12 protein-coding genes are annotated in these 13,561 nt (G+C 34.0%); all 12 read right to left on the reverse strand.

Going from position 1 to position 13,561, the window contains the following annotated elements:
- Positions 1 to 266: 266 nt before the first annotated feature.
- The 12 genes from JM658_RS07675 to JM658_RS07730 all read right to left on the reverse strand — a co-directional run bounded on the left by JM658_RS07675 (position 267) and on the right by JM658_RS07730 (position 13,556).
- Positions 267 to 608, reverse strand: a complete 342-nt coding sequence (locus JM658_RS07675) for an L-rhamnose mutarotase (RefSeq protein WP_236958668.1) — start codon at positions 606 to 608, stop codon at positions 267 to 269.
- The gene (fucP, locus tag JM658_RS07680; protein WP_236958669.1) at positions 609 to 1,943 is read right to left on the reverse strand and encodes an L-fucose:H+ symporter permease; all 1,335 of its coding nucleotides are present in this window, start codon (positions 1,941 to 1,943) and stop codon (positions 609 to 611) included.
- Positions 1,944 to 1,991: 48 nt separating this feature from the next.
- The gene (locus JM658_RS07685) at positions 1,992 to 2,948 is read right to left on the reverse strand and encodes an aldo/keto reductase (RefSeq protein ID WP_236958670.1); all 957 of its coding nucleotides are present in this window, start codon (positions 2,946 to 2,948) and stop codon (positions 1,992 to 1,994) included.
- Between the two features lie 11 nt (positions 2,949 to 2,959).
- On the reverse strand, positions 2,960 to 3,787 hold the full coding sequence (locus JM658_RS07690) for an amidohydrolase family protein (protein ID WP_236958671.1): 828 nt from the start codon (positions 3,785 to 3,787) through the stop codon (positions 2,960 to 2,962).
- Complete coding sequence (locus tag JM658_RS07695) at positions 3,777 to 5,192, reverse strand: tagaturonate reductase (protein WP_236958672.1); 1,416 nt, start codon at positions 5,190 to 5,192, stop codon at positions 3,777 to 3,779. The genes JM658_RS07690 and JM658_RS07695 overlap by 11 nt, the downstream gene beginning before the upstream one ends.
- Before the next feature lie 75 nt (positions 5,193 to 5,267).
- The gene (locus JM658_RS07700) at positions 5,268 to 6,920 is read right to left on the reverse strand and encodes a UxaA family hydrolase (RefSeq protein ID WP_236958673.1); all 1,653 of its coding nucleotides are present in this window, start codon (positions 6,918 to 6,920) and stop codon (positions 5,268 to 5,270) included.
- Positions 6,921 to 6,926: 6 nt separating this feature from the next.
- Positions 6,927 to 7,937: a zinc-binding alcohol dehydrogenase family protein gene (locus JM658_RS07705; protein WP_236958674.1), complete on the reverse strand. Its 1,011-nt coding sequence runs from the start codon at positions 7,935 to 7,937 to the stop codon at positions 6,927 to 6,929.
- 199 nt (positions 7,938 to 8,136) lie between these two features.
- Complete coding sequence (locus JM658_RS17210; RefSeq protein ID WP_236958675.1) at positions 8,137 to 8,844, reverse strand: putative porin; 708 nt, start codon at positions 8,842 to 8,844, stop codon at positions 8,137 to 8,139.
- Positions 8,820 to 9,257: a putative porin gene (locus tag JM658_RS07715; protein WP_236958676.1), complete on the reverse strand. Its 438-nt coding sequence runs from the start codon at positions 9,255 to 9,257 to the stop codon at positions 8,820 to 8,822. Before JM658_RS07715 ends, JM658_RS17210 begins: the two co-directional genes overlap by 25 nt.
- Positions 9,258 to 9,410: 153 nt before the next feature.
- On the reverse strand, positions 9,411 to 11,684 hold the full coding sequence (locus JM658_RS07720; RefSeq protein ID WP_236958677.1) for a T9SS type A sorting domain-containing protein: 2,274 nt from the start codon (positions 11,682 to 11,684) through the stop codon (positions 9,411 to 9,413).
- Positions 11,685 to 12,140, reverse strand: coding sequence for a hypothetical protein (locus JM658_RS07725; RefSeq protein ID WP_236958655.1), 456 nt, complete (start codon positions 12,138 to 12,140; stop codon positions 11,685 to 11,687). It abuts the gene before it with no gap.
- Positions 12,141 to 12,491: 351 nt separating this feature from the next.
- Positions 12,492 to 13,556: a glycoside hydrolase family 5 protein gene (locus tag JM658_RS07730; protein ID WP_236958678.1), complete on the reverse strand. Its 1,065-nt coding sequence runs from the start codon at positions 13,554 to 13,556 to the stop codon at positions 12,492 to 12,494.
- Positions 13,557 to 13,561 lie beyond the last annotated feature (5 nt).

The raw sequence follows: 13,561 nt of genomic DNA on the forward strand, positions 1-13,561 counted from the left end.
AGAGAAGAAACGTTTTTTATAGTATACTATTAAAAATAACCGATATAAACTAATAATAAAATACAGAGAAATATATACTACTAAATCTATACGACTTCATTAAAATGTGTAGAAATTAAATCCCCCCTTCATTATCAACATGTTTTATACTTCCATATCATTCCTCATTTATTCTTTAGTTTCCAAACACATATACCGTTTGATTTCCTATTAATAGTGAACACGTAAATATTAGTTTGGTAATGGAGAATTTAGTATATAACAAATTAAAGCTTAAAAACCTGTTCCATTTCAACCCATTTTTCTCCTTTTTTAGCCCATGGTAGTTCTTGTTGGTATTTCCACATTAACTGTTCCCATTCTTGCACTTTAGGGTTTTTGGCATCCATTTCAGCTTTTTTATTTGGATCAAAAGTTTCGTCACATTCCATGATCATAAACATCCTATTTCCAGATAAATAAATTTGCATATCAACAATTCCAGCATCTTTAATGCTTTTTGTAATTTCTGGCCAAGCATTTCCTGTTGCATGGTACTCTTTATATTCAGCTATTAACTTAGGATCATCTTTTAAATCGCAAGTCAAACAAAATCTTTTTGTACTCATTTATTTTGATTTTTTATAGGTTATATAACCGTATCTAGTAACCACGGTTAAACAAATTAATGGTAAAATAAAAGAGAAATTTACTTCAGGAATATATCCTAGAATTTTTATATCAGAAAATCCTGATCCTCCCCAGTCTAAAATACTTCCTTGTAATACTGGCATTAATGCACCACCTACAATGGCCATAACTAAACCAGCAGATCCAATTTTAGCTTCATCTCCCATATCTTTTAAGGCAATTCCGTAAATAGTTGGAAACATAATAGACATAAACAAGGAAATTAACACCAAAGAATATAATCCTACAGTTCCGGGTAATAAAATAGCACCTGCCGCAAATATTACTCCTCCAAAACCAAACATCATTAAGACTCTAGAAGGATTCATTGTTTTCATCATTCCTGTTCCAATCCACCTACCTGATAAAAAGATTACCATGGCTGCTACGTTAAACCAAGTAGCAGTTAGCGCTTCGCTTTCTGGTAAGCTCTCATTGATATTATCTACGTATTGAAAAATATATGTCCAACACATGATTTGAGCTCCCACATAAAATGCTTGAGCAATAACTCCTTGAACATAATTATTATTAGCAAATAATATTTTAAAAGATTCCAATAAACTCATTTTATCTTCCTCTGCTGTTTTAGGAATTTTTGTAAAAATAATTACTACTGTTATTGCCAATACAACCAATCCTAAAATGATATAAGGAACACTAATTACTCCCAAATCATTTTCTCTTACTACTGCTTTAGCAGATTCAGACAAGGTATCATAAACCAATTCTCCTTCCTCATTTTTATCATCAGATCTTAATGCAGAAATCACAAACTGTTGCGCTACAATCATCCCCATTAAAGAACCAATAGGGTTAAAAGCTTGAGCTAAATTTAAACGTTGTGTAGCAGTTTCTTTATCTCCTAAAGCTAAAATTAAAGGATTAGAGGTGGTTTCTAAAAATGCCAAACCACAAGTAATAATCCAAAGAGAGACTAAAAAATAATTAAATTCCTGAAAAGCTGCAGCAGGATAAAATAAAAAGGCTCCAGTAGCATACAAACATAAACCTAAAAGAATTCCTGATCTATAACTAAATTTTCTAATAAACAATGCTGCGGGTAAAGCCATGAAAAAATAACCAAAGTAAAATGCAAACTGTACTAACGATGCTTGCATATTAGACAATTCAGGCATTACTTTTTTAAAAGCAGAGACCATCGGATTGGTTAAATCATTAGCAATACCCCATAAGGCAAATAATGAAGTGATAATAATAAAGGGAAAAAGTAGTTGTTTAGGTACTGTTGGCGGTTTTGTGCTAGTGTTCATTTGTTAATATTCTATATTGTTAAGTAAGCTTTGTGTATAAAAAACCAACTAATTAGATTGTTTGGTTTTTATTATAGTATCTGTAATTTCATTGAAAATAGATTCTTCAAGTTTCCCTTCATCCCAAGCATTTAACAAATCTACCATTTGTTCTTTTTTGGTTGGCCCAACTACAACGCGGTCTGCTTCTTTTATTGAAAACACATAACGTAAGGCCAATCTTGATAATGGTATGTTATGCTTTTTAGCTATTTCATTAATTTTAAGTGCGGTATCTACATCTAAATTCGTTACCCATTCGTTATTAGGACGTTCTTTATTATACTGTTCTAAACGTCTTCCTAATAACCCCATATGCAAGGCAGATGCAGCATAGTAAGCAATGTTTTCTTGTTGAATTTGAGGAATATCTCTTTCAAACCCCGATAAATTGCAGGCATCCATTTTTAAGAAGCCGGAAAGCACATCAAAATTTTCTTTAATCATATGCGGATAAAAAGGTTCCGTTGGATTTCCTCCAATACCAAGTCTATCTACAACACCTTCGTTTTTTAAACCGTTTAAACATTTCATGATCTCGTCAATACGCTCTACAGGTACTAAATGTGGCTCGTGTAAAAACAATAAATCAATTTTATCAATACCGATGACCTCCAAACTTTCATACACACTTTTTCTCATGGTTTCAGTGGAATAATCAACGATACAATCATCGGCTCTGTCGGCACGCAAACGACCTACTTTGGTACTAATAAATGGTTTTTCTCCAGTCCATAACTTTAGTGTTTTTCCTAAAAATTCTTGCGATCTATTATAAGATGGCGCCGTATCGAAAACACGAACTCCATGTTCTAAAGCATAAGTTAAAGTGCCAATAGCATCTTGTTCTTCTATCGGTCTCCAAACCCCACCTAGCCCAGAGCAGCCACAAACCAATCTGCTTTGATTATTAAAAAATTCACTTTTTTTATAATCGCCTTCTATATATGTTGGTCTAGTATTCATCGTTTCTTCATTTATAAATTGTAAAATTTCACAGCATTTAATCCCATAATGGCTTGTTGTTCCTCTGGACTTAATTCTGCTATAAATTCGGTTGTTATTTTTTTTACTTGTTCATAGTTTCCAGCTACTAAACACACCGGCCAATCCGATCCGAATAAAATTCGGTCTGCTCCAAAAGCATTTAAAACTAACTGCATATAAGGCAGCAATGCATGATACGTCCATGTTTTGTAATCGGCTTCGGTAATCATGCCAGACAATTTGCAATACACATTAGGTTGTTTTGCAATTTCGGTCATTAGCACAGCCCAGCCCTCGTAAAATCCATCTTTAATGTAAGGTTTTGCAATATGATCGATTACAAATTTGATGTTCGGAAATCGTTTTACAAACTCTAAAACCGCCCCTAATTGATGTGGAAACACCAAAATATCGTAGGTGAAGTTGTATTTTTCAAGTTTTGATATACCGTTTAAAAAATCGGATCTTAATAAAAAATTAGAATCTGCTTCACCTTGAACGACATGACGAAATCCTTTTACTTTTTCAAACTGACTATAATGTTCTAAAACTGCATCAATATCATTTCCACTAAAATCTACCCAACCTACAATGCCTTTTATAAAATCGTTTTTTGAGGCCAAGTCTATTAAAAAATCAGTTTCTTCTAAAGTTTGATCTGCTTGAACAGCCACGCAACCATCGATGTTGTTTTGTTTATAAACAGTTTTTAAATCTAACGGCATAAAATCTTTACGAATTACAGCCATATCATCATCTATCCAGCTGTGTTTAACAGGTTCGTATTTCCAAAAATGTTGATGTGAATCAATATTCATAACTACGTTTGTATAAATTTTCTAGACAATATTTTACGCCCTTATGTTCTAGGTCTTGAATTTTTTCTGTTACAAAAGCGACTAATCCACTATAAGCAGATAAATTATCGCCTACAATATTTTTGTTGGCCAAAGTATTTTGAACTAATTCAGATAAAGTCTGACGACCTTCATCGACCTTGCTCCATTCCGATTTAAAAAATTTTAATGCTTTCGCATCATCGTTTATGTTAATAATTTCATTGTTAAAACTCCCTTTATAAAAACGAATCATGCAAGCCAAAGAAAAAGCCATGCGCTTTGGAAACGTACCATTTAACGTCGTATATTCTTTAAAAGCAGGCAATAATCTTGCTTGGAATTTAGAGGTACTATTTAAAGAAATAGTTAGTAAAAAGTGTTTTAATGTTGGATTTTTAAAACGATCGATAACTGCATTTATAAAAGCATCGACTTCACTTTCGGTAAAATTAGTTAAGGTTGGTTTTATTTCTGATGACAACACCTCCAGTACATGATTTTTAACCAATGCATCGTCCATACTTTGTTTTACAGTTCGTAGGCCGGCTAAATAACCTACAGGAACTAATGAGGTATGAGCCCCGTTTAAAATACGAACTTTCATTTCTCTGTAATCAGACAAATCATCAACAAACTGAACATTTAAATCTGTTTTAGCAAAAGGCAATTCCTCTTGAACCAAATCATGGCCTTTTATAATCCAGCTGTGATAATCTTCACCTGCAACTAACAAATCATCATTAAAACCTATTTGGTTAATAATGGCACCTTTTCGGTCTTCAGGAAAACCAGATACAATGCGGTCGACCAACGTACTGCAGAAATGATTATGGTTTACAATCCACGCTTCAAACTCTTGGCTTAAGTCCCAAAGTTTCACATATTCTAAAATACTGCTTTTCAAGGCTTCGCCGTTATCCTCAATCAATTCACAGGGTAATAAAATACAGCCTTTGTCTGCAGCTCCATTAAAATGTATAAATCTATGGTGTAACCATAGGGTTAATTTTGCAGGAAATTCATCTGGCGGACAATCTGTTTGCTGGTCGGTACTAGAAAATTTAATTCCTGCTTCAGTCGTATTAGAGACTATAAAACGCATTTCCGGTGCTTCCGCCAAAGCCAAATATTCGTCCCACTGCCTATACGGTTGAATAATGGTACTTATAGATTCTACTAAGGTGACTTCAGAAATTAATTTTCCGTTTCTAACGCCATCTAAAGCCACATGAAACAAACCTTCTTGAGTTCTTAATGCTGTGTAGTCACCACTTTTTGTTGGTTTTACAATAGCAACACTTCCGTTAAAATTTGTTGTTTTATTTAAGACATCAAACATCCAATCGCAAAAGGCTCTTAAAAAATTTCCTCCTCCAAATTGCATGACACGCACAGGATATTGTACAGGTTTGTTTGCTGTTGTTCTATTTAATTTTTTCATTTTGATATGTTCCTGTTTTTATAATGAAACCCCTCTTTTCCAAGGAATAAAATCGTTATTTCCATGAAGCACTGCTTTCGATGCAGTCTCTCCACTAGCCACGCTAATCACGTGATCTAGAATTTTTTCTCCCATAGTCCGAATGGTATCTTCACCACTAATTACCGTCCCAGCATTAATGTCTATGATATCATTCATACGCTCAAAAAGCGCAGTATTACTTGACATTTTTAATACTGGTGCGACAGGATTTCCCGTAGGTGTTCCTAATCCTGTGGTAAAAACCACGACGTTACATCCAGAACCTACTAAACCTGTGGTCGATTCTACATCGTTTCCTGGTGTACATAATAAATTTAATCCGGGCTTTGTTACTTGTTCTGTATAATCTAAAACTTCAACTACTGGCGATGTACCTCCTTTTTTAGCTGCCCCTGCAGATTTCATCGCATCGGTAATTAAACCATCTTTAATGTTTCCTGGCGATGGGTTATTCTCGAAACCAGACCCTACAGCAACTGCTGATGCCGAATAGGCGCGCATTAAATTGTAAAATTTCTTAGAATCTTCTGCAGTTTCACATCTGTTGATGATGTCTTGCTCCACACCGTTTAATTCTGGAAATTCTGATAAAACAGGACTACCGCCTAATGCAACCAATAAATCTGATGCATAGCCTAAAGCTGGGTTTGCCGATATTCCTGAAAACCCATCGGAACCACCACATTCTAGCCCAAGAACTAATTTGCTTAAAGGTGCAGGTTGGCGTTCTATTTTATTAGCTTCCGTTAAGCCTATAAAAGTGTGTTTAACGGCTTCTTCTATCAATTTACGTTCACTTTCGCTACGTTGCTGCTCTAAATAATGTACTGGTTTTTTATTATTTGGGGCTATAGCGTCAATAGCGTTTTGTAACATTTCTATTTGTGCGTTCTGGCAACCTAAACTAAAAACGGTTGCACCAGCGACATTAGGATTTGCAATGTATCCTGCCAAAAGTTTACATAATACTTCAGAATCTTGACGAATACCACCACAGCCACCATCGTGTTTTAAAAACTTGATACCATCAACATTTGGAAATATTCTGTTTTTAGAAAGTTCTTCTTTTGTTGTTATGATAGGCGTATTAAAAATATCTTCAGCAGACGCTCCAGCTTTATACTGGCGAATAAGCGCATCGGTATCTACCGCAAAATCTTTCTTGGTTTCGTATCCTAATTTTTCACAAAGCGCTCCTTCTAAAACATCTAAATTTCGGTTTTCACAAAAGGTTAAAGGAATAATTAACCAATGGTTTGCTGTTCCTACTTTTCCATCGTTTCTGTGATATCCATTAAAGGTTCTATCTTTAAAATTTGAAATATCTGGAGCTGTCCAAGAATACTTTTCTTTATTTTCTTTATAATCTGAAGACGCGTGTTTTACGTTTTCTATAGTAATAGCGCATCCTGCTGAAATTGGCAAAATTGCTTTTCCTATAAGTACGCCATACATAAAAATCTCATCCCCTACATTAAAATCATGCAAAGCGAACTTGTGTTTTTGTTTGATATCTTCTTTAAGTACCAAACGTTCTTCTCCTATTTCAACCTTTGTACCTTTTGTCAATCCCTGAATGGCAACTATGATATTATCTTTCGGATCTATTTGTGCGTAACTACTAACCATGTGCTTCTAATTAAATTTTACCATTGCTTTTATTACTCCTGTTTCAGGATTTGTCCAACTGTCAAAATGTGCAATCATATCCGTAAAATCAACATGATGTGTAATAAATGATTCCGTTGGAAATTGATCTAACACACTAATAACGTGTTCAAAATCTTCTGTTGTTGCATTTCTGCTGCACATAATGGTGGTTTCTTTAGCGTGTATTTTAGGATGATTAAAGACCAAATCGCCTTTCGACAAACCAACTAAAATATAACGACCACCATGCGCCATATAATCTGGACCTACTTCTAATGCTCCTTTAAAACCTGTAGCATCGAAAACCGCAGTTGCCATATCACCATTGGTAATTTTAGCTATTTTTTCTACGGGATTATCATTAACATTTATAACATAATCGGCGCCAATAGCGTCTTTGGTATATTTTAAACGGGCATCGTTTACATCTAAAACAATTACTTTTGCCCCAGCTATTTGGGCTAATTTCACCATTCCAATACCAATTGGTCCACAACCTACAACAACTACAGTTTCTCCTTCCTGAATATGAGCTCTACGGATAGCATGTGCGCCAATAGCCAAGGGTTCTACAATTGCCATTTCGTTATCAGTTAAATGATTTGCAGGCAACAATAAATCTTGGCGTACGGTTATAAACTCCTGCATTCCACCGTCCGAATGCACGCCTAATACACTTATATTCGTACAACAGTTGGTTTTTCCATTTCTACACGCAATACATTTTCCGCAGCTTACGTAAGGCATAACGACTACTTGATCGCCTGCCTTTAATCCGCGTTCATTTTCACCAATCTCAACAATTTCGGAAGCCAACTCATGTCCTAAAATTCTAGGGTATGTAAAAAAGGCTTGATTACCAGAATAAGCATGTAAATCCGTTCCGCAAATCCCAACTTTTTTTATTTTTAATAAAGCTTCATTTTCTTTACGAACAGGTGCTTCTTTTTCTTTTAACAAGAACTTTCCTGGCTCATCACAAACTATATATTTCATATTTATTTTTACTTCTTTTGGTTTTGGACAAAACAAGTAAATACAGCTTTTAACCCCTGTAACTTTTATAGCTGTTAATAGTAAAAATGTTGCAATTGGAAGATAAATTTAACTAAAAGTGAATATTTTTTAATTTTAATCGAAGTCTATTCCCCTAGACATAGCCCTCAGAAGTTTATTGCAATTAATTAGTATAATATTAAAACCCTATGTTAAAATCTAACCTTATTCTATTTCCTGTTTCTGTTTTCAATCCAGTAGACACAAGTTGGTTAACAGTAAAAAAACGCATTGTAAGGTTCATGTTTTCCCTCAAAGCATAACCTACCATCAACTCTAAGCCCTTAAAATTGGTCAATCTTCCATCTGGAGAACCTTGCGAACTATAATCCCATCTAGCCCAATCATTTTGTGCCAGAAAATCAACAGCAGCAAACCGCTCTAAATATGTATATGTTACAAGTGTTTTCCAATCTCCTTTTTTATTTAGCTTACCCATACCAGTTGCAGTAACAATTCCTTTTTTTTGATTTCTAAAGACCTGGGAAACAAAGTTATTGACAGATAAGTTGTTTAGATTTTGGTAAAAATCAACTTCTAGTTTAATATTTTTTTCTTTCATCATCACGATTTGAAAACCAATATTAGCTATAGCGTAATTTAAACTATAGGTTTCGTTACCATCAGGAACATCAGGAATATTATTAAAATAATACATTGCTGGAAAAAAGACCAATCTATCTTCCCAAAACGAAGTAACCAATTGAAGTCCTTGAAAATAACTATCTGCTGTAAAATCGGTACTATTTGTAGCAATAATAAAATGTCCTGTATTAATTTCTAGAGATTCTAAAAATTGATTCTTAAAGTTAAATTTTCCATTTAGGGCGACACCCTCTGGAAACACGTTATCACTCCAAAATAATTCGTGTTTTTTTTAAATGGAAATGTGTTTTTACCTATCCATGCCGAAAACCAATCAGTATTAAATTTAGCATAAATCCTTTCAAATCCTATGGGAAGCAAACCAAACTCCTTGGAATTATCGCCTAAGGTTAACTGCGGGTCTTGTTGTTTTATCGGGTTTCCGGTACGTATCCTAACTCCAAAAGATACAATTTCATTATAGTTATAAAAAGCACCTAAACGAGCCCTGTAACGCAAACGTGTTCTATCTTCTCTATATGTTCCATCTGCCTTTCTGGAATCCCAATCTTGCTCTATTCTAAATCTAAAATCGCCTGTAAAATAAAGTGCCTTATTTTGAGCGCTTACCAGAATTTGAAATAAAAATGATAATATAAAGAAGTATGTCTTCATAATATTACTTCATATGTAATTATTCACAAAACCGATTAACCCAATTTGTAATCAGAATTCATAAATTCGAAGCTTTTCGTCTTCCTGAGTTTGTTTGTTCTATTGGAAATGTTCATATAATTCATAAACAGGTAATATTTATTACAATGACAATTATCGTACTAACACCTTATTAACCTTTGTTTTCATCCCGTCATCAAAACGTATAAAATACAAGCCTGAACTAGTTATGCCAGTGTCTCTTAAATTTAAACACTTAATAGACTTTCCTTTCTTTAAGGTACCCGTGTAGACAATGTTCCCCATAACATCCATAACTTTTATCGAAGTATCGTTAAATAAGTGTATTGTTTCAAAATACAGGTTCCCATTTATGCTTACAGGATTTGGGTATAACTTTAAAGGTAACTCAGAGTCAACATCTACTAAGTTTGAAAATTGCTTTGTTGAATTATCAATTTTTGAAGTGTTTTGAAAATATGAAGGAAAAGCAATATAACCATTACAATGCAAAAACTCACTTTGCAGACCTCCACAAGTTGTTCCTGTCCAAACACCTGTATTTGTAGACATGTCTTCTGCTTCGTATATAGTAGACGAACCAAACTTTACATAATCCACCTGTACATCTCCTCCTGTTTGAGCATCGTTCACATATTGAACCTTTATAGTGCCATCTAAATTTGTAGTGGCCGTATAATCAACAAAACTATTAGTTAGTGTCCACTCACCTATTACTACATTACCTGCAAACATTCTTATTATTTCTTGATTACCAACCCCCTTTGATCTTACTGTAACATTATAATTAACTGATTGACCTGCAAATCTTGAAGGAAAAGCAATAAACCCATTACAATGCATAAATTCACTTTGCAAACCTCCACAAGTTGTTCCTGTCCAAACCCCCGTATTTGTAGGCATATCCTCTGCTTCATATATATTAGTAATCCCAAGCTTAACATTATCGATCTGTACATCTCCTCGTGATTCAGTATCGTTTATGTATTGAACTTTTATTATTCCATCTAAATTCGTGGTTGCTGTATAGTCAAAAAAACTAGAAGTAAGCGTCCACTCGTTTATTAATATATCCCCTACTAACAATCTTATTGTTTCTTGGCTGTTTATACCTTTTGCTCTTATAGTAATATTGTAATCCAATGATTGACTTGCTGATCTCGAAGGAAAAGCAATATATCCATTGCAACTTTGTATACCTCCACAAGTTGTTCCTGTCCAAACTCCCGTATTTGTAGGCATATCTTCTGCTTGGAATATAATAGCTCCCAGCTCTATAAAATCTACTTGTACATCACCTCCGGTTTCTGTATCATTTATATATTGAATTTTTATTTCTCCATCTAGGTTTGTTGAGGCTACATAGTTAACAAAACTGTTTGTAAGCCTCCATTCTTTTATCACTAAAGAACCAATAAGCAACCTTATTTTTTCCTGTCCAGTAATACCTTTAGCCCTAACAGTAACATTATAATTTCCGCCAATATTAGCAGAACTAAATTCACCATAATTAATATAACCACTACAATTAAGTTTATCGCTTAACATCCCCCCACAAGAGCCGTTTTGATAAACCCCTGTGTTTTCAACCATTTCTTCAGAATCTTTAATCATATCTCCAAAAGCTAGATAATCTGTATGGACATTTGTGGATCCAGAACTATTATTTGTAAATTCTAATTTAACATCTCCTGTTAAAGGTGTTGTGGTGGTATAATTGTCTAGTTGATTTGATAGTGAAAAATTTTGCACCACTTGATTGTTTACTAAGACTCTTACATTTTCTGTACCACTTGTCCCTTTAGCCCTAAATGTGATCTTTTTATTCGAAGTTGGGGCAACATTCCACCACTTATAACCCTTGGATGTAGCATCTGGTATTAGATAGTTATCTATACTATTTAAACTAACATCGTTCCAACTGCTCCAATCTAACCAGGAATGCTGATACAGCTCCAAAGTTTGTGAATTTTCTTCATAACCATCTACTGTTTTAACATAAGAGTGACCGCTATTTGCATAATCCCATTCCGTACATATCATCCTATAGTTTCTAGATAACTTTCTAGGAAGCTGTCCGTTGTCTTGTTGGTACATGTGATAACCAACTGAAGTCTTGTCCCAGTCGATATCATTTCTGTAGGCATTAATTGCATTTTCCATAGTACTCTGGTGGATGCCGTTAAAGGAAAACATTATTACCTGTCTCTCGGGGGCATCGGCTCTAACTTGATCGTATATTTCTAGTAAGTCATTTTTAAATGAAGTTCCATTAGTATTATAATAATCGCCTTGGTTGATATTATAGTATTCAGTAAAATTAAATAATGGCTCATTGGTGATTTCGTATATAACATTAGGATTGTCCTTATACCTTGGTGCAACAACTTGCCAAAATTGCTTCATTCACTGAGTACTTTCCGGTAATAAGGTCGTGCCATTATAATTTACTGTTGATTGTTCGCCTGTATTGTGATAATTAATGATAATGGTCATGTCCTTTGCAACAGCATTCGCTACGGATTGATCTAAAGCTACAATAAGAGGATGGGTATCGTGGGTACTTGGACTGCTTGGGTCTGGTATACCCCAATAGTCTGATGTGCTATTAAATCCTCGTCTATTGTACCAACCTCCAATCCAGCATACTCGTACAGCATTTAAATGCCTATCTTTAATTTGTTGCCATCCATTAGGATCCATGCAAAAACTTGTTGAAGCTGTTACATATGGTCTTTTCCCAATCGCTATTGCTGTTCCTCTTATGCGTTCACCATCCTTGTTAAGCAGTGTTTTTTGCTGTGCATTTATGCTAAAGAGCGTAAAAGCAAATAAGCATGTAAATAAGTAGTTTAGTTTCATAATATTATATATTTAGTCTTGGACTAAAATTATTATATTAAAAGTCTTCACTATGGAAATTATGATGCATTAAATACTCTTAATGTTGCAAAAAGCTACTTTACTCTGATAAAAAAAATATTACGCCGTTTATTGATTAACTTAAAACAATAGATAATACTAACACTTTATTTTATAGAGAAAGCAAATATAGAAAAACACTTGTTACATTAAAGATTGCTACAATCACCACTTAAAACTAATTAAAAAACTAGTACATCTGTTACTCCACCTGAATCTAAAAAAAGAGTTAACCTTAAAAAGGTCACCTCCCATACGTTTTATTTACGCTTTTTAATGAAAATTATCAAATCAATACCACCAAGCATACCCCTTAGTTTCTGCGTCTGGTAGTAAAATGTTTTCCAATCTGTTAAAAGAAGTTACTGACTCTTTATTAAACCAATCAACCCAGCCTATGTTAAGCTTTTCCATACTTTCGACTGATAAATAATCTCCGTTAATAGATTTAACATAATCATACGTCCCATAATAATCCCATTCAGTACAAACAATACGATAGGTTTTCATGAGTTCCTCTATTTTTGTAGAGGTTGTATCATGATAAGCATGAAATGCGATTGAAGTTCTACTCCAATCGATATCTGGACTATAATCTTCAACTACAGATTTTAGATTGTAATGTGTGCCATTAAAGCTAAAAAGTAAAATCTGTCTGTTTGGTGCTTCTTTACGAACAACATTATAAATTTGTATTAAGTTTTTCTTAAAATCCGCATTAAGATATCCGGTGGTATTAAATACAGGCTCATTACTCAGCTCAAAGAAAACCAAATTGTTGTTCTTGTACTTTTTTGAAATTTTAGTCCAAAAATCTAATCTTTCAGCATGATTTCTATTGTAATCGATAGGTTGCGTTATGTCATTATAATCTTTAAATGATTCATTTTCCCCAGTTACATGGTAGTTTATTATAATATTCATTCCAACTGCAATTGCATTTTGTACGCAAGCCTCAATATGTGGCAGCGCTTCATCTACATTCCAATATTCATTCTCTTTGGCTCCTCTTATAGACTTCCATAAATCTGACCAGTATAATCTAACGGTATTGATTTTATATGTATCTCTTAGTTTAATCCAATTATCAACATCTTTAGCAAAAGGCACTCCTTTATCTTGATGTATTTGGGTAATAATCATTGGCACACCTCTTAAGGGAACTCCATTTCTATCCAACAAAGTTCCGTTTTTATTTTTGGGTTCAACCAATTCTGCCGGATCTTCCTCTTTAGGAGAATTAACCTCAACAACTTCTTCTGACACCTCGACATTTATCTTATCACTACTGCAATTAGTAATCAATATTGCGATAGAGAATACAAATATTAGTTTATCATTTTTTAAAAAGACCATATTCT

The sequence above is a fragment of the Joostella atrarenae genome, assembly GCF_021764745.1.
In the GTDB taxonomy this organism is placed as follows: Bacteria; Bacteroidota; Bacteroidia; order Flavobacteriales; family Flavobacteriaceae; genus Galbibacter; species Galbibacter atrarenae.